Genomic DNA, 15,410 nt, shown 5'->3' with positions numbered 1-15,410 from the left:
AATGAAAAAGATAGAAGCAGAAACTTTAGAAAATGCGTTAATCATCGCATCAAATGATTTTGAATGTTCTGTTGTGGATTTAGAATATGAGATTATTCAGAATCCTTCTAAAGGTTTTTTGGGGATTGGTAAGAAACTCGCAATCATTTGTGCCCAACCGAAGTCCCTATCTATCCAAAAAGAGAAGAGTGATTCTGTCTCTAAAAAACCTTCACTTGTTTCTGATGTGGCAAATCAAGAGAATTTGTCCAAAAAAGAACAAAATCAAAAAGAAAATGAATCTCTTTGGACAAATGTGCAGGCACATAAAACTGAATCCCAACTTTTGTTAGGAGAAGAGGCGAAAATCCAAAATTCTCATTCATATTTTGTCGGCAAAATTTCAAGTCATAAAGAGATTAAAAATAGAGAAACAATAGATTTGAGAGGGATTGCAAAAGAAGTGCAAGTGGAACTAAAAGAGCTTTTGAGTTTGTTGCCGTACCGATTGAGTGAAGTTTTTGTTGAGCCTTATGATGAAAATACTCTTTATATCAAAATTGATGGTGAGGATTCCGCTTTGCTTATTGGCAAAGAGGGTTATCGCTACAAGGCAATTTCTTATTTAATTTTTAATTGGGTAAATCACGTCTATGGGTTAATGATTCGTCTTGAGATTGCAGAATTTTTGCGTAATCAAGAAGAAATGATTGCAAATTATTTATTGCCTACGATTGAAAATGTTAAAACTTATGGTAAAGCACAGACAAAGCCGCTTGATGGCGTTTTAGCCCATATCGCATTAAAACAATTGCGTGAGCAATTCCCGGATAAATATGTTTCTTTTCGTTTAAATAATGAGGGAGAACGTTATATTATTATTAATGATTTTCATCATACCTAAAAAGTATGGATATGCTTAACGATGATACAATTATCGCTCCTGCTACAACTTATGGCAAGTCCTCTTTGAATGTTTTGCGCCTAAGTGGTAAAGATTCTTTGAATATTGCGGCAAAGCTCGCCAAAACAACTCCAGAAAATCTTATGGCTTCTTTGCCTGTGCGTTACGCAAAATTAACTAAAATTTATTTTAACAACAATGATTTATTAGACGAATGTATTTTGCTTTATTTTAAAGCACCTCATAGTTATACCACGCAAGATGTAGTGGAATTTCAATGCCATGGAGGAAATTTTATCGCACAAAATATTTTACAAGAATGTTTGCGATATGGTGCGCGTTTGGCAAATCCGGGAGAATTTACAAAACGCGCATTTTTGGGTGGTCGCATTGATTTATCCCAAGCACAGGCAGTCGCGAAACTCATAGAGTCCCAAAGTGTGCAAGCACACAAAATACTGATGCGACATTTAAAAGGGGAAATGCAAATCTTTTGCGAAAAGTTACGCACCGATTTAATCACTCTGCTTGCACACAGCGAGGTTTTCATTGACTATGCTGATGAGGATTTGCCAGAGGATTTGCTAGAGAGTTTGAAAGGGAAATTGCATTCCATTCTTAACACGCTCCATTCACTCTTAGAGCAATCCAAAGCCAAGCGCGCATTGTTTGAAGGCTATAAATTATGTATCATCGGCAAGCCAAATGTGGGCAAAAGCTCCCTTTTGAACGCACTTTTGCATAGCAATCGGGCGATTGTGAGCGAAATCGCAGGCACGACACGAGACAGCATTGAGGAGAATTTTATGCTAGGCGCGCATTTATTGCGCCTCATTGATACTGCGGGGATTCACGAGACGAGGGATTTAATAGAATCTGAAGGGATTAAGAGAAGCCTAGAAAAAGCGCAAGATAGTGATTTGCTTATTGCTTTGTTTGATGGTTCTTCGCCTTTGACGCAAGAGGATTTGCAGATTATAGATTTGTTAAAGAGCTATCAGACAAGCAAAAAAGTGTTTGTTTTGGTGAATAAAGCGGATTTAGAATGCAGGCTTGATTTGGAAGTTTTGCGGGATTTTAATCCGCTTAAGCTTTGTTTGAAAGGCAATTTATATGCCGAGGATTCCTTGCTTGCAGATTTTAAAAGGCATTTAGAAGCCTTGTTGGATTCTAAGGAGGAATCGCAATCCTTGCTTTTGACTTCAGAATATCAATTCCAAGCGGTGCAAACTTGTATTGACGCGCTTTATCAATCAATAAAACCATTAGAAAATGCCGAATTAGAGATTTTTAGCTTTCATTTGAACGAAGCACTTAAGGCGATTGCTTCTATTACGCAACCTTATGAATATTCTCAAATGTTAGATGTGATGTTTGGAGACTTTTGTCTTGGCAAATGATAATATTTACGCAGATTTCAAATGATTGGAAAGAAATATGGGGCTAAAAAAACCACAATTAGGATTTGAACTTTTACATAAAATTTTTGTAGCAGCGAATATTCGTCGCTGGAATGACCAAGCAACACCAGTAGAGTTTTTGGAGCTTGATAAGCAAGCACACAAAATTGTTATTGCCTATTTGCTTGCGCATTTTGAACAATTGGAAAATCAACGCACGATTGATTTTGAGCGGTTGATTTTGCAATTTTGTTATGAATTTTTTGAACGCATTATTTTAACAGACATCAAGCCACCCGTTTTTCATAAGTTAGTCAAACATCATAACAAAGCACTTGTAGATTTTGTCTGTACGCAGTTGGAGGATAATTTAAGAGGTTTTGGATTTTTGGAATCTATGCAAGAATATCTTTATGGAGGGGTTGATAATATTGAAAAAGAGATTCTAAAAGCTTCTCATTACTATGCTTCTAAATGGGAATTTGATATTATTTATCATTTCAATCCAAAAATGTATGATGTGCAAAATATTAAAAATGCTTTAGATAAGCAGGTTCATGAGTATTATCCTCTTGCGGGTGTGCGACAAATGATGTATGAGGAATTGCGTGAAATTGTGGATATGTTTGGGCAACTGCGATTCCAAAAGCGTTGGAGTCAAACTCCACGCGTTCCCTGCACTTCCGTGCTTGGACATACTCTCATAGTTGCGCTTTGTGCTTATCTTTTGGGCTATGATTTGGGATTTTCTAGGGAAATGCAGATTCAGCATTTTCTTTGCGGATTATTCCACGATTTGCCAGAAATCTTAACGCGTGATATTATTTCTCCTATTAAGAAAAATGTAGAGGGCTTGGACGAATTTATTAAACGAATTGAGGAAGAGGCTGTGCGGGAAAAGATTTTGAATATTGTTCCAGATTCTATTGCGCAAGAGATTGTGTATTATACGCAAAATGAATTTAGCAATCGTTATAAAAAGAATCATCAAGTCATTTTTAGCGCGCAAAAAGGGGAGGATTTTTTGCAAGAAATCAAGCAAGAATCCATCTATCAACCCATTTTTGGTGAATTTTTAAAGTATTGCGACCATTTGAGTGCTTTTTTGGAAGCAAAGATTTCTATTGAGCACGGAATCAAGAGCAAGGAATTGATAGATGGTGCAAAAAATTTAGAATACTTTTATAATAGTAAATCCCTTAATGGCATAGATTTAGGGTATTTGTTTCGAGAGTTTAAAGATTCCTAGACTTGAGTTTTGCCACGATACAATTGCTCATTTGCTTGAGGGCTTGCACTGAACATTCTTTTTGTAAATCTTGACTAATCTGCGTAATTTTATCTTCCTTTAAAAGTGCTAAACTATCCCATAAAACTTCACAAAATAAATCTTGCTCTAAGCATAAGAATCCAAGTCCTTTTTCCTCTAGGAATTTCGCATTATAATATTGATGATTGCCCGCTGCATAAGGATAGGGGACAAAGAGTGCGGGCAAACCATTCGCGCATAATTCCCACAAGGAGCTAGCACCCGCACGACAAATTGCAAAATCGCATTTTTTGAAAATCTCTGGCATTTGCATACTGAATCCAAAAAGCACAACATCTACATTGTCTAAATCCTCTAATATACCAATTTGTATCTTTTGGGATTCTATATCTTCTAAGAATTCTATATTTTCTTTTAAAATTCCAATCTTTAGATTGAGATTGAGATATTCTTGAAGCACGCGCGTAAATTCTGCTTTACCGCACTGGTGATAAATGCGTAATCCTTTTTGTTTTATATCTTCTGCGAGGGCTAGAGCAAAATTGTTGATGGCTCTAGCTCCTTGAGAACCCCCCATAAAAAGCAGATTCTTTATGTTTTTGCGCACTCTTGCTTGAGTAAAAAATACTTGACTGATTGGATAATATCTTGAAGGCGAGGAGTGCAAATAAGAGGAAAAAAATATTTTTGCATAGGGTTTTAGGATTCTGTTAAGTTTTCCGATTTGTGCATTTTGTTCGTGGATAAAGAGTGGAATCCCAAGCAAAACTGCTCCAAATGCTGTGGGTGCAGCAGAATATCCTCCCACAGACAAGACAAAGTCAATCTGTTTTTCCTTTCTTAAGATTCCAATCGCATTTTGGAGTGCTTTGGCTTGTTGCCATAAGGATTGAAGTTTTTTGAATCCTTTTTGATTAACGACGCCAGAAGTTTGCAAGAAAAATTTTTTGCTTAAGCGAGAATCGGATTCAAAATATGCCTTGTCTTGACCATTAATAGAACCAATAAAAAGACATTCAAAACCTTGTTTGTAGAATTCTTCTAAAAATGCTCTTGCAACACTTAAGTGTCCTCCTGTTCCTCCGCCTGTAATAACCACTTTCATCTTGAATCCTTTAAAATCAAAAAATATCCAAATTGTAACATAGCTTCACACTTTTAATGTATTGCTTGATAAAATGTGCATAAAATGATAAAAATTGGATAAAAAGTTAAATTATTTTGATACTTTTTATTTAAAATTTGCAAAAAAATGTTAAGATAAGCACAATTTAAATTTTTAGGAGAGTTTATAATGGATAATATGGAAAATGTCTTTGACATCAAGTCTCTTACAATGTCTGTCTTGATGACTCCAGCGGTTGCAAATTTCAAGGGTAGGGTGCATGGAGGAGATTTGCTCAAGCTCCTTGACCAAGTAGCCTATGCTTGTGCTTCGCGTTATTGTGGAAAATATGTCGTAACCTTGTCGGTTGATAGTGTAACCTTTAAATATCCGATTGAAGTGGGAAGTCTGGTAACCTTTTTGGCTTCCGTGAATTATACAGGCACAAGCTCACTTGAAGTGGGTATTAAAGTGATTGCTGAAGACATTCACAAGCGCACCGTTATGCATACAAATAGTGCTTATTTTACAATGGTATGTGTAGATGAAAATGGCAAACCCGTTAAAGCTCCACCACTAGAACCAAAAACCGAAGCAGAGAAAAAACGTTTTGAGAAAGCTTTGAATCGTAAAAAAGCACGCATAGAGCTTGCTAAAAAAGGTTCTTAATATGTTATAATTTCTCTTTTTTGGAGAGAAAATGCAAGGTTTTGTTGCGAAAAAACAAGAAGATTTGGCAAATGAAAAAGAATGCAATAAATCAGAGAAGCAAAAATCTGAAGCAATTTGCACGATTCGCATAGGGATTATTAAATACCACTTGAGTAAATTTTGCAAAACTAATGCGTCCGCACTTGCATTGATTTTTAAGGCTTTGATGAGGGGAGAGACAATTTATTCTAAAGCGCAGTTTTTGCAAGATTGTAGCAATGGCAGTTTGCTATGTCAAAAATCAAAAGATTCTGATGCATTAGAAAACAAAGAAAACACTCATCAAGAAACTGCGCAAGAAGAATCCCAAAGTGTTAGAATGTATCACAAGCAAGAATCCCCTTTGGTTCAAACGCTCAATGTTGAATCCCCCTCCTTGAAAAAGCCTATCAAAACAGCAAGTCATTCAGAAAGTATCTCCCCTAAAACAGCTCAAAAAGACTCTAAGGATTCTACGCAATCTCAAGCGCAAAATTCTTCTCAAATTTTTCCATTGAATATTGAGGGATAAATATGCGTTTTCATATTGTTTTGCACGAGCCACGTATTCCGCAAAATACGGGAAATATTGGACGCCTTTGTTTTGCTAGTGATTCCGTATTGCACTTGATTTATCCACTTGGCTTTACTCTCTCTCAAAGGGAATTAAAACGTGCTGGAATGGATTATTGGAAAGATTTGGAAGTTTATGAATGGGCAAGCACAGAAGCATTTTGGGATTCTGCATTATTGCCGATTCCACATTTTTATTTGACAACCAAGGCAAAATGTCCTTATTATCAAGCACCCTTGAGTGGTGGTGCGTATTTGCATTTTGGACGAGAAGATGCTGGATTAAGGGAGGAAATTTTAAAGGCAAATCAAGAATTTTGCTACACGATTCCAATGCAGAATAATGCACGTAGCTTAAACCTCGCAACAAGTGTTGGAATCGTGTTGTATGAGGGGGTAAGACAGAGGGATACAAGGAGATATTTTTAAATTTTTTTAGAGGAGTTGTGCTTGGTAAAATTAAATGTAAATTTCTGTCTTAAAGCAAACAATTGCTTGTCCTGTGATTCGCACTAAAATGGGCTTCCCATTTTGAATCTCTACATTCACACGCATTCCACCTGTTCTTTTAATGGCTTCTCCTTGTAAAATCGCAAAGGAGAGATTGTTTTGGATTTCTAAGTGTTTTACGATTCCATAATGGACTAGATAAGCACCCAATGCTCCATTGGCATTTCCTGTAACAGGATCTTCTGCAATTCCAATTGCGGGGGCAAACATTCTCCCACGAACGAGTGGATTGGTATCAAAATGGAGCGTGAAAAGGTAGAATCCATTGCAATGAATTTTTGCACTAAGGACGCTTAGGTTTTCTAGGTTTGGTTTCATAGCGTTTAATAGCTTGTTCTCTTTAATGCCAATCATAATCTTTGAATGTTCTGTGGAGGCAATCGCAATCGGACAATCTTCTCTAATGTCTTGAGGTTGGATTCCTAATGCTTCAATGATTTTGCTTGTAATGGACTCATCAAGCGGTTTTTCTACCTGTGGTTTTCCTTGCGTCATTGTAATATTAAAATCATTGTTTTCTTGTGTGATATCCACAGGCAGAATCCCTGCTTTTGTCTTTTGTAGAACTTTCCCTATTTTTCCTTGTTCTAAGGCTCTAATGTAGTGCGCGGCAATCGTTGCGTGTCCGCAGATAGGAACTTCTTTTGTAGGAGTAAAGAATCGCACTTCTATATCGTAATGACTAGCGGTAGGTGAGAGGATAAAGGCTGTTTCTGAATTATTTAATTCTCGCGCAATTTGCTGCATTTGTATTTCACTTAAGCCATCAGCATTCAAAACAACGCCCGCAGGATTTCCATAAAATCTGTTTTTTGTAAAGGAATCTACCTGATAAACACGATAAGCTTTCATTTTTTGCCTCATTGACTAAAATTTACTCTTTAAAATCACACCAGATTCTAAATGATGTGTATGAGGAAATTGGTCAAAAAAGGCGGTATGTAGAATCGTATGTGTTTGTGCAAGAATCTCTAAATCTTTTTTGAGGCTTACAGGATTGCATGAAATATAAATAATTGTTTGGAATCTCTGCAAAAAATGACAAATTTCTGCTCCTAAACCAGCACGTGGTGGGTCAATCAATACTGCACTAAAACGAAAAGAATCCAGAGGAATTTCTCTCAAGCGATGAAATTTTCGCACATTATTTAGAGCTTCCATGCATTCCTCTCCGCTTAAGCGCACGAAATGAATATTTGAAATCTGATTGATTTGTGTTGCAAATTGTGCTGCTTGGATAGAGGTTTTGGAGATTTCAGTAGCAAGCACTTTACGAAATTTTTGTGCAAGTGGAATCGTAAAGTTGCCACAACCACAATACATTTCTAGCAAATCTTGCGTCTTGGAATCCTCCAAATGTCGCAAAATCCAAGTAATCATTTGTGCATTGATGAGAGGATTAGGTTGCGTGAAAGCTCCCTCAAAATAACGATAAAGATAGGTTTTATCAAGGATTCTTAGGGATTCTGTTAAATAATCCTTACCTACAACCCATTTTACGCCTTTGGAACGTCCGATGAGATGAATTTCAAGATTTAGGGCAAGTTGTAACTTTTGACATAAATTTTCTGCTTCTTTTTTCCAAGATTCTGTTAAATTTCTATGATAAATTAAGGTTAAAAGAATTGCATTGGTTTGAGAGGAGAGAATCTCTAAACTAAAAAGACGGATTGTAAAATTATAAAATTCAGTTGTATTGAGCAAATCCTTTAAAATAAATAAGATTTGTTGAATATTTGGAAGCAAATTGGGACAATTTTCTATAAGAACAAAGCGGGATTCTTTCTTGCTTGTAGGATTCAAGCGGCGCATTGCAAAGTGAATTTTGTTTTCAAGATGATAGATTCCAATCTCTGCACGTGCTCTAAAACCTGAATTTTGACTGCTGAAAACTTCAAAATTACTTAGGTTTAATAAAAGGCTTGCTTGAGCTGTTTTGGATTCTAAACTTATCTCTGTGCAACCACCACAAACTCCAAGATATTTACAAGTCATTGCTACCGAAAACTTTGCACTAGATTCATCGTCAGCAGGTTAAAGCCATCTACTAGAATGAAAACAAGAATCTTGAAAGGCAATGAAATCATTGTTGGAGGTAACATCATCATTCCCATTGCCATAAGAATGGAGCTGATGACCATATCAATAACTAAAAAGGGCAAATAAAGTAAGAATCCAATTTGAAAGGCGGTTTTCATTTCGCTAATAATAAAAGCGGGCAAGGCAATGCTTAGTGGCACATCTTGCGCACTTTGAGGGTTTTCAATATTACGAATACGATAAAATAATGCTAAATCTTTGGGGCGCGTGTTGCGAATCATAAAATCTTTAAAAGGTTGAGAAGCGCGCAAAAAGGCTTCATCATAAGGAATCTCTTTGGCAATATAGGGGGCTATGCCTTGATTGTAACCCTCTTTGGCGACAGGTTCCATAATAAAAAATGTCAAAATTAAGGCAAAAGAGACTAATAGTTGCGTAGGAGGGGATTGTTGTGTTCCCATTGCAGTCCGCAAAAAAGCAAGCACAACAAGGATTCTAGCAAAGCTTGTTGCCATTAGGATTAAAGAAGGTGCTAAAACAAGTAGAGTTAAAACGACAACAATATTGAGTGTTGTAACCAAATCACCTGGTTCTGTCGGTGCGGTGAGTGTTAAATCTACGGTTGGAATCGTAGGGCTTTGAGGCAACTGCGGCGGTGCTGCAAAAAGCGAAAGCACACTAAAAAACAAAATAAATAAGAGTCGTCCCACTTAAGATTTCCTTGTTAAAAATACCAAAGCATAAGGATTTGTGTTAAAACGTTGAGATTGAATTGTGCGATTTTGTAGAATTTCATTTTCTTGCGTGTTGGATTCTTGGTTTGGCGCGATTTCTTGGGTCTTTTTTTCTTGTTGGTTAATATTTTGTTGAATCGTTCTATCCAAGATATTTTGTGTTTTATGCAAAAGTTTATCATCAGGATAAAATCTAAATTCTACGCGTCGGTTGCTTGAACGATTCTCTTCGCTTGTGTTTGGGACAATAAAATTGCTTGCTCCATTTCCAAGAGAAGTAAGTTTTTTGGGATTGACTTTATTTTCTATCAAGATTTTAGAAACACTCAATGCTCTAAGTGCGCTTAAGCCCATATCGTCTTTATATTTCGTTGTAGGAGTGATTGGAGAATTATCGGTGTAGCCAATTACATCCGCGTGTAAATTAGCAGGCATTTTTTGTAAAATCAATGCAAGTCTTTTGAGGAATAGAATTTCCTCTTCGTTATAGAGTGTTGTTTCGCCTTTTTCAAATAGCAATTTACCGCTAAAACGCAAAATAAAGCCCTCACTCCCATCATCTACGATATTAGATGGTCCCAAAGAGACGCGGACATTTTCTTTGAAATCCAAAATCTCACTTTCAATTTTTTTGACTTCTTCCGCACTTTCTGGCTCTGTTGTCATATCGGCTTGTTGTTGGATTCTTGTATTGTCTGGCTCGGTTTTGATTCCTCCGCTTAGCAAAGACATTGCGCCTTTCATACTTCCTTCTGCTTCTGTGAGTTTTTTGGCATCAAAAGTTACCATAGAAAGAATCAAAATAAAAAATGTCAGAATGAGTGTAACCATATCCCCATAAGTTCCTAACCAAAGAGGCAAAACTTGAGGGCAATCACAAGGTGGGCAGCGAGTTTTTCCCATTTATCAAGACTCTATTCAAATTGACTAACGCGTTGATTGGGTGGCAAGAATGTCAGCAACTTCGCTTCAAGCGCACGTGGGTTGTCTCCCGCTTGAATAGACATAATCCCTTCAATGATTAATAGTTTCACCAATGCTTCATCGGCGGCACGCACTTTGAGGATATTTGCAATCGGTGAGCCTACAACATTTCCAACAAATGAGCCATAAAATGTAGTGAGCAAGGCAACAGCCATCGCAGGTCCAATAGAAGCTGGGTCAGACATATTCAAAAGCATCGCAACAAGCCCGATGAGCGTTCCGAGCATTCCATAAGAACCCGCAAATGCTGCCCAAGTATCAAAAATACCTGCATTGTCTTTGTGTCTTTCAAGCGTCCTGTCCATATCGGTTTCTAGCAAATCCCGAATGCTATCAGGCTCTGCGCCGTCAATCGCCATATTTAATCCACGTTTTAAAAATTCATTTTCTTCCTGATTGGATTGCTGCTCTAGCGAAAGGATTCCATCACGTCTTGCTTGTGTGGAATAATCCACAAGTTTTTTGATGAGTCCCGGAACATCAAAAGTTTGAGGTTTAAAAGCAATCATAAAGTAAGTGAAAAACTTTTTCATACTTTCCATTTTGTAGGCAATCAATAAGCTTGTGATAGAGCCTCCAACAGTAATGAGAATAGAGGGAACATCAAGGTAGGGTGCAATCCCTACACCAAGCGCCATTGCTGTGCCTAAAAGTATAAGTGATAACGAAATCCCTGCAACTGACCCTAAATCCATATTTGTGCTTCCTTACAAAATAGAAAATTAAACCTTAAAGAAAATAACTTTTTTGATTTTAAAATAAAAATTTTAAACTTTATTGTGTTAAAATTTGTTTAAATTATCTTTAAAAAATTTATCACAAAAAAGGGTTTCAAATGTATTTGATTGATTTTGGTTATGATAGCTTTATCAAAGGATATGTTTTGAATCTGATTAGAGATAGACGAACAAGTGCAAAGTTGAAGTATGGAAATGAAATTAATTCCATAGAGTTCTCAAGTTTCACCTCAAAAGATTTTAATTTGTTTTTTACAATTTGTTGGCACATTAAGAAAAAAAAGAAATCCAAAATCTCACTTTCTCAAGATGAATTAAAAAATTTCTTTTCAACAAAAATCAAAGATAATAATCGCTTTTTTAAAGAAATTCTTGTATTTACTAAAAAGTTACTTCGTATAAGAATAAATATTTTTTATGAGTATAAGGACGAAAACCAAGAATACGAAAAAGCGCAAGGTGAGTCTATCATATTCCTTGAAAAATACAACATACAAAAAGATGAAAACAACAAAACAAAAATAAACTTTATTTTTAATGAGAAAGCTATGGAAATTTTATTCCGATTCAATCATTTTACCGAATTTGATTTAAATGAGTTTTGCTCCATTAAGAATAAATACACAAAGACACTCTTTAGGTTGTTGAAACAATATGAGAATGTAAATGAGAATCCCGCAAGTGGTTTGAAAAATATTGTAATGGAAAAGCAAGAATTTTTGGAATTTATGAACCTACCAAATAATTGCATTAATATTGCAGATTATACTAATAAACGCATTATGATTCCAGCGATAGATGAGTTGAATAAAATCTCACAAAGCTTTAAGAATGTTAGCTTTCAAAAAATTAAAGAAGGTGGAATGATTAAGAAGTTTGAGATAAGTTTTCAGACGATAAGATAGATTGAATTTTGTTATGATGATTTTACCAAAGGATATGTTTTGAATCTGATTAGAGATAGACGAACAAGTGCAAAGTTGAAGTATGGAAATGAGATTAATACTTTCACATTTACAAATTTTACAGCCCAAGATTTTAATTTGTTTTTTACAATTTGTTGGCATATTAAGGAAAAAAAGAGTAAAAAAATTACGATTTCTTTTGATGAATTAAAAGAGTTTATGCCAACCAAAATTAAGAATAATAAGAGATTCTTTAAAGCGGTTTCTGCCTTTGTGTGCAAATTATTAAATGGTTATATAAAAGAATTTAAAAAATGGAAAGGCTTTATTCTTAGTTACAAGGTTTTAGAGAAAGAAAAAGCTTTATCCATTGTTGTTTCAGATATGGCGTATAATATATTATTTCATACCTACTATCTTACCGAATTTGATTTAAATGAGTTTTGCTCTATTAAGAATAAATACACAAAGACATTGTTTAGATTGTTGAAACAATATGAGAATATGAATAAGAATCCCGCAAGTGGTTTGAAAAATATTGTAATGGAGAAGCAAGAATTTTTGGAGTTTATGAATTGTCCTGAAAAATACAAAGATAAAATGATTTTTACTGACAGAAAAATTTTAATTCCTGCCATAGATGAACTAAATAAGACTTCACAAAGTTTTGAAAATGTAAGTTATCAAAAGATTAAAGAGGGTGGAGTGATTAAGAAGTTTGAGATAAGTTTTCAGACGATAAGATAAACCCACTCGTATTTGCTATGCTTGGCTTTCAATATCTTTTTCTATTTGCGATTCTAGCCTTTCGTGCGTTGCTTTTTGTTTATGATTGGTTTATCTCAAAAATCATAAATTTTATTGTAAAACACTTTTATATTGCAAGCGTTTTGTTGGATTTGAGTTTGATTGTAATCATCAAATATATAAAAATATATGGTTTCAATCATTTTTGGCTTTATTTCTTTGTTGGCTCTTTTGGATATGCTTTTCTGATGTATAATTTTGGGTTGTTTTACTTCTTTTTGTCTGAAAAGCTAATGGACTTGAAAGACAAGCTTAAAGATTTAGCTTGGGATTTGAAATTTGGGATTGAAAAGTTAGCTTGGAAAATAAGATTTAATATCGCTTGGAAGCTGTTAATTCCATTGAAACGTAAGATTAAGTTTTGGATAGATGATATTAAATTATGGTTGAAATGGAAGATTAAGAGATAACTAATGTTTTGCTGTCTCTATGCCCTTAAGCCTATGGTCTTAAGGGCAAAATAAAGCCAAGCCTCGTTACCTCCTCTTGTCTTTATTTTTCTGCTTATCTAAGCGGGGGAATCCCCCGCAACGCCCCCTAATAATTCTAGTTTTAAAATGTTTTTTAAAGTTTATAATGTTTTTAATACTTATATTTGATATATATTAAAATTGTTTAAAATATAAATAATACAATTTAAAACTATTTATAATTATTATTTAATAGTTTTATAAATGTTATTTGATATTATTAAATATATTCTTAATATTTAATAATGTTTAAATTATACTCCCTTTTTGTCTGCAAAAAATATAAAAATGAGAATTTAAAGGCATTCATTTATTTGGATTGGTTTGGTTTTTGATTTTACCGCCATTTACTTTGTAAATGTCTATTTAAAGGGGATAAAAGCTGTGAGTTTATATTGGTTTTTGCGTTGTTTTGCGGGGGTTTTGTTATAATTTTAGCAACAAAAATGAGAATGAAAGGAAAGGAAATGAGAAGTTGCTTAAGCACTTTGCAGAAAAAATCTTTAAGGGATTTTTTTAAAATGGAAGTTTCTACTTATAATGGTGAAATGAAAATGGCAGCGTATGGGTGGCAAGATTTACAAGAGCATTGCAAAAAAGAAATGCAAAAGCTAGAGAAATTGGCAGACTTCAAAGTAAATTTATCTGTTAGGGGATATTGGTTTTTTTATAAAGAGTTGGAGCGCATTTGTGTGCTTAAGCTTACATTTTGGAGAAATAAGAGAGAAAATGCGGAGCGTATGGAATCTTTAAAAAGAGTAACTGCTATTTGCGAACAAATTTTGGAGGCTAAAAATGGGAAATAGGTGTGTGATTACAAACAAAGAGAAAACAAGAGCGATTTATCAACATTGGAATGGTGGAATGGATAGTATAGAGCCACTCTTAAAAGTAGCACGAAGTTTGGGGGGAGGATTTGATAAACTCTCTGAAATTTCTTTTAAGGTATTTGATGGCGAGGAAATAAGCTATGAAGAAGCCGACACTGATAATGGGGATAATGGAGTATATATCGTAAATGACGATTTGGAGATTATCGGTAGAGAGTATATGCGATACCCCGAACAAAGAGAACACGACCCTTTAAGAATGGGGCTTTCTATCTATTTTGCCTATTGGTTTAATCTTAAATTGGATAATTTTGAGATTAAAAGAATGAGAGATTTAATATCGGATTTACAGGGGGAATCGCAAAACAAAAAGGAGCAATAATGCGCAGGAAAGAAAGTTATTACTTGCAGTTGCAAAAGGAGTTTCAAAACTTCTTGCAAACTTTGGAGAATCAAGAGCTTTTTCTTTTAAAGTTGGTTGTTAAAACAAAGGCTTTTAAAGGTTATTTAAAAGAGCGGGAGTTAAACAATAAAATCCCCTCTCTTTTTAAATATTATGGAATCAAAATTAAATAAAGGTTGTAAAATGGAAACACAATACAAAAGAGCTTCAAGAAAAGCAGTTACAATTTTAGCGGAATCTTTGGGATTAAATTTTTATCACACTTCCAAGAACGGCTTTTTTATCTACAAGGATTTAAGCACGACAAGCCAAACAAGGTGCAAAATTCTTTTTAAAAGTAAGATTTTACGCAACATTAGGGGGTTTTTGCTAGAGCTTAAACAACAAAAAGAACATAAGGCGCGAATGGCTTTTATTAAAGAGAATTTGGAAAAGCGCAATATCGCTTTAAACAAAGAGCGGAGAGACTTAGAATCTCATTTTCAGCCCTCTTTTTGCTTTTAGGGGGTGGTAAATGAAAAACTTTAATAGCTATATGGAAACATTGCAAGACGCCTATAACGAGTTAATGAGTGCGCCAGACCCTTTGCACTATGAGACAAAAGAGCGAGAGTGGGACGGGTGCATATTTTATCTAAAGCTATATACAGACGGAACATTGGGGAAATGGTATCATAATAAAGGTTATCAAAATTTTGATAACATTGAAATACACCCCGATAATGTAGCAGAGCTTAAGGCTAATTTTAAGGCACAAGAATAAGAAAGGGGTAAAAATGGTTACAAAACAAGAAGCTTTGCGGGAATTGGTTTTTGATTCCTTGCAAGACTTACAAGAGCTAAGGGCATTTGTGCAACGCATTGAGTTAAGAAGCTTTAAAAAAGGGAGTGAAAAGAAAGTTTGCGTGATTGTCTTTTCTAACTTTTTTGCTTTGCAGGAGTGGAGTATAAAAGAAGCTTCCATTTTAGGCAGAATGCGAGAGCTTTATAAACAAAGAGGGTTAAAGAATGTTGCGGTTTTTCATAAAGTTGTAGCAGAAGCTCAAGGACAAAACCGCTTTTATAAAGA

Annotated in this window: 20 protein-coding genes and 1 pseudogene; 15 read left to right on the top strand and 6 right to left on the bottom strand. The window is 35.0% G+C overall.

What is annotated here, in order from left to right; all coding sequences use genetic code 11:
- Window position 1: 1 nt before the first annotated feature.
- The 3 genes from CQA43_RS08615 to CQA43_RS08605 are packed head-to-tail and all read left to right on the top strand — an operon-like array spanning window position 2 to window position 3,532.
- Window positions 2–883 (top strand): Jag N-terminal domain-containing protein, encoded by an 882-nt coding sequence (locus CQA43_RS08615; RefSeq protein ID WP_115552191.1) that lies wholly within the window; start codon window positions 2–4, stop codon window positions 881–883.
- An 11-nt stretch (window positions 884–894) separates the two neighbouring features.
- Window positions 895–2,283, top strand: coding sequence for a tRNA uridine-5-carboxymethylaminomethyl(34) synthesis GTPase MnmE (gene mnmE, locus CQA43_RS08610; protein WP_342767855.1), 1,389 nt, complete (start codon window positions 895–897; stop codon window positions 2,281–2,283).
- 37 nt (window positions 2,284–2,320) lie between these two features.
- Window positions 2,321–3,532: an HD domain-containing protein gene (locus tag CQA43_RS08605; RefSeq protein ID WP_115552189.1), complete on the top strand. Its 1,212-nt coding sequence runs from the start codon at window positions 2,321–2,323 to the stop codon at window positions 3,530–3,532.
- On the opposite strand, the gene CQA43_RS08600 is transcribed toward CQA43_RS08605, so the two are convergent.
- Window positions 3,519–4,658 carry a UDP-N-acetylglucosamine--N-acetylmuramyl-(pentapeptide) pyrophosphoryl-undecaprenol N-acetylglucosamine transferase gene (locus CQA43_RS08600; RefSeq protein ID WP_115552188.1) on the bottom strand — a complete coding sequence of 380 codons (1,140 nt, stop codon included), beginning with the start codon at window positions 4,656–4,658 and terminating at the stop codon, window positions 3,519–3,521. The genes CQA43_RS08605 and CQA43_RS08600 overlap by 14 nt on opposite strands.
- Before the next feature lie 189 nt (window positions 4,659–4,847).
- Between CQA43_RS08600 and CQA43_RS08595 the strand changes: the two genes are divergently transcribed.
- The 3 genes from CQA43_RS08595 to CQA43_RS08585 are packed head-to-tail and all read left to right on the top strand — an operon-like array spanning window position 4,848 to window position 6,350.
- Window positions 4,848–5,327: an acyl-CoA thioesterase gene (locus tag CQA43_RS08595; protein ID WP_115552187.1), complete on the top strand. Its 480-nt coding sequence runs from the start codon at window positions 4,848–4,850 to the stop codon at window positions 5,325–5,327.
- Between the two features lie 31 nt (window positions 5,328–5,358).
- Window positions 5,359–5,880, top strand: a complete 522-nt coding sequence (locus tag CQA43_RS08590; RefSeq protein WP_115552186.1) for a hypothetical protein — start codon at window positions 5,359–5,361, stop codon at window positions 5,878–5,880.
- A gap of 2 nt (window positions 5,881–5,882) precedes the next feature.
- Window positions 5,883–6,350: a tRNA (cytidine(34)-2'-O)-methyltransferase gene (locus tag CQA43_RS08585; protein WP_115552185.1), complete on the top strand. Its 468-nt coding sequence runs from the start codon at window positions 5,883–5,885 to the stop codon at window positions 6,348–6,350.
- A gap of 30 nt (window positions 6,351–6,380) precedes the next feature.
- Here CQA43_RS08585 and CQA43_RS08580 read toward each other — a convergent pair whose 3' ends face one another.
- Genes CQA43_RS08580 through CQA43_RS08560 form a run of 5 tightly spaced genes read right to left on the bottom strand, consistent with a single transcriptional unit; the run spans window position 6,381 to window position 10,884 of the window.
- Window positions 6,381–7,283, bottom strand: a complete 903-nt coding sequence (locus CQA43_RS08580) for a PhzF family isomerase (RefSeq protein WP_115552184.1) — start codon at window positions 7,281–7,283, stop codon at window positions 6,381–6,383.
- Window positions 7,284–7,298: 15 nt separating this feature from the next.
- Complete coding sequence (gene trmA / locus CQA43_RS08575) at window positions 7,299–8,426, bottom strand: tRNA (uridine(54)-C5)-methyltransferase TrmA (RefSeq protein ID WP_115552183.1); 1,128 nt, start codon at window positions 8,424–8,426, stop codon at window positions 7,299–7,301.
- A gap of 2 nt (window positions 8,427–8,428) precedes the next feature.
- Complete coding sequence (gene fliP / locus CQA43_RS08570; protein ID WP_115552182.1) at window positions 8,429–9,181, bottom strand: flagellar type III secretion system pore protein FliP; 753 nt, start codon at window positions 9,179–9,181, stop codon at window positions 8,429–8,431.
- On the bottom strand, window positions 9,182–10,108 hold the full coding sequence (locus tag CQA43_RS08565) for an OmpA family protein (protein ID WP_115552181.1): 927 nt from the start codon (window positions 10,106–10,108) through the stop codon (window positions 9,182–9,184).
- An 11-nt stretch (window positions 10,109–10,119) separates the two neighbouring features.
- A complete protein-coding gene (locus CQA43_RS08560; RefSeq protein ID WP_115552180.1) occupies window positions 10,120–10,884 on the bottom strand; it encodes a motility protein A in 765 nt (254 codons plus the stop codon).
- Window positions 10,885–11,024: 140 nt separating this feature from the next.
- Here CQA43_RS08560 and CQA43_RS08555 point away from each other — a divergent pair, with 140 nt between their 5' ends.
- From CQA43_RS08555 to CQA43_RS08515, 9 genes and pseudogenes are all read left to right on the top strand, one after another.
- The gene (locus CQA43_RS08555) at window positions 11,025–11,831 is read left to right on the top strand and encodes a replication initiation protein (protein WP_115552179.1); all 807 of its coding nucleotides are present in this window, start codon (window positions 11,025–11,027) and stop codon (window positions 11,829–11,831) included.
- Between the two features lie 39 nt (window positions 11,832–11,870).
- On the top strand, window positions 11,871–12,578 hold the full coding sequence (locus CQA43_RS08550; RefSeq protein WP_181881674.1) for a replication initiation protein: 708 nt from the start codon (window positions 11,871–11,873) through the stop codon (window positions 12,576–12,578).
- Window positions 12,579–12,736: 158 nt separating this feature from the next.
- Window positions 12,737–13,048: a hypothetical protein gene (locus tag CQA43_RS08545; protein ID WP_147290097.1), complete on the top strand. Its 312-nt coding sequence runs from the start codon at window positions 12,737–12,739 to the stop codon at window positions 13,046–13,048.
- Between the two features lie 527 nt (window positions 13,049–13,575).
- On the top strand, window positions 13,576–13,914 hold the full coding sequence (locus tag CQA43_RS08540) for a hypothetical protein (protein WP_115552176.1): 339 nt from the start codon (window positions 13,576–13,578) through the stop codon (window positions 13,912–13,914).
- Window positions 13,904–14,320 (top strand): hypothetical protein, encoded by a 417-nt coding sequence (locus tag CQA43_RS08535; protein WP_245944289.1) that lies wholly within the window; start codon window positions 13,904–13,906, stop codon window positions 14,318–14,320. Before CQA43_RS08540 ends, CQA43_RS08535 begins: the two co-directional genes overlap by 11 nt.
- Window positions 14,320–14,514 (top strand): hypothetical protein, encoded by a 195-nt coding sequence (locus tag CQA43_RS08530; RefSeq protein WP_115552175.1) that lies wholly within the window; start codon window positions 14,320–14,322, stop codon window positions 14,512–14,514. Before CQA43_RS08535 ends, CQA43_RS08530 begins: the two co-directional genes overlap by 1 nt.
- A gap of 10 nt (window positions 14,515–14,524) precedes the next feature.
- A complete protein-coding gene (locus CQA43_RS08525) occupies window positions 14,525–14,845 on the top strand; it encodes a hypothetical protein (protein WP_115552174.1) in 321 nt (106 codons plus the stop codon).
- Between the two features lie 10 nt (window positions 14,846–14,855).
- Window positions 14,856–15,104: a hypothetical protein gene (locus CQA43_RS08520; protein WP_115552173.1), complete on the top strand. Its 249-nt coding sequence runs from the start codon at window positions 14,856–14,858 to the stop codon at window positions 15,102–15,104.
- A 13-nt stretch (window positions 15,105–15,117) separates the two neighbouring features.
- Window positions 15,118–15,410: pseudogene (locus CQA43_RS08515) on the top strand (hypothetical protein); the annotation flags it as partial.

It is taken from the genome of Helicobacter ganmani, assembly GCF_003364315.1.
In the GTDB taxonomy this organism is placed as follows: Bacteria; Campylobacterota; Campylobacteria; order Campylobacterales; family Helicobacteraceae; genus Helicobacter_D; species Helicobacter_D ganmani.
The sequence above is the reverse complement of the archived record's forward strand: the minus strand, read 5'-3'. Positions and strand labels throughout refer to the sequence as shown.

Coding starts and splice junctions, on each gene's coding strand:
- mnmE (WP_342767855.1), top strand. CDS start 895: ATGCTTAACGATGATACAATTATCGCTCCTGCTACAACTTATGGCAAG.
- CQA43_RS08595 (WP_115552187.1), top strand. CDS start 4,848: ATGGATAATATGGAAAATGTCTTTGACATCAAGTCTCTTACAATGTCT.
- CQA43_RS08605 (WP_115552189.1), top strand. CDS start 2,321: ATGGGGCTAAAAAAACCACAATTAGGATTTGAACTTTTACATAAAATT.
- CQA43_RS08615 (WP_115552191.1), top strand. CDS start 2: ATGAAAAAGATAGAAGCAGAAACTTTAGAAAATGCGTTAATCATCGCA.
- CQA43_RS08560 (WP_115552180.1), bottom strand. CDS start 10,884: ATGGATTTAGGGTCAGTTGCAGGGATTTCGTTATCACTTATACTTTTA.
- CQA43_RS08590 (WP_115552186.1), top strand. CDS start 5,359: ATGCAAGGTTTTGTTGCGAAAAAACAAGAAGATTTGGCAAATGAAAAA.
- CQA43_RS08600 (WP_115552188.1), bottom strand. CDS start 4,658: ATGAAAGTGGTTATTACAGGCGGAGGAACAGGAGGACACTTAAGTGTT.
- CQA43_RS08580 (WP_115552184.1), bottom strand. CDS start 7,283: ATGAAAGCTTATCGTGTTTATCAGGTAGATTCCTTTACAAAAAACAGA.
- CQA43_RS08525 (WP_115552174.1), top strand. CDS start 14,525: ATGGAAACACAATACAAAAGAGCTTCAAGAAAAGCAGTTACAATTTTA.
- CQA43_RS08540 (WP_115552176.1), top strand. CDS start 13,576: ATGAGAAGTTGCTTAAGCACTTTGCAGAAAAAATCTTTAAGGGATTTT.
- CQA43_RS08530 (WP_115552175.1), top strand. CDS start 14,320: ATGCGCAGGAAAGAAAGTTATTACTTGCAGTTGCAAAAGGAGTTTCAA.
- CQA43_RS08585 (WP_115552185.1), top strand. CDS start 5,883: ATGCGTTTTCATATTGTTTTGCACGAGCCACGTATTCCGCAAAATACG.
- CQA43_RS08565 (WP_115552181.1), bottom strand. CDS start 10,108: ATGGGAAAAACTCGCTGCCCACCTTGTGATTGCCCTCAAGTTTTGCCT.
- CQA43_RS08520 (WP_115552173.1), top strand. CDS start 14,856: ATGAAAAACTTTAATAGCTATATGGAAACATTGCAAGACGCCTATAAC.
- trmA (WP_115552183.1), bottom strand. CDS start 8,426: ATGACTTGTAAATATCTTGGAGTTTGTGGTGGTTGCACAGAGATAAGT.
- CQA43_RS08535 (WP_245944289.1), top strand. CDS start 13,904: ATGGGAAATAGGTGTGTGATTACAAACAAAGAGAAAACAAGAGCGATT.
- CQA43_RS08555 (WP_115552179.1), top strand. CDS start 11,025: ATGTATTTGATTGATTTTGGTTATGATAGCTTTATCAAAGGATATGTT.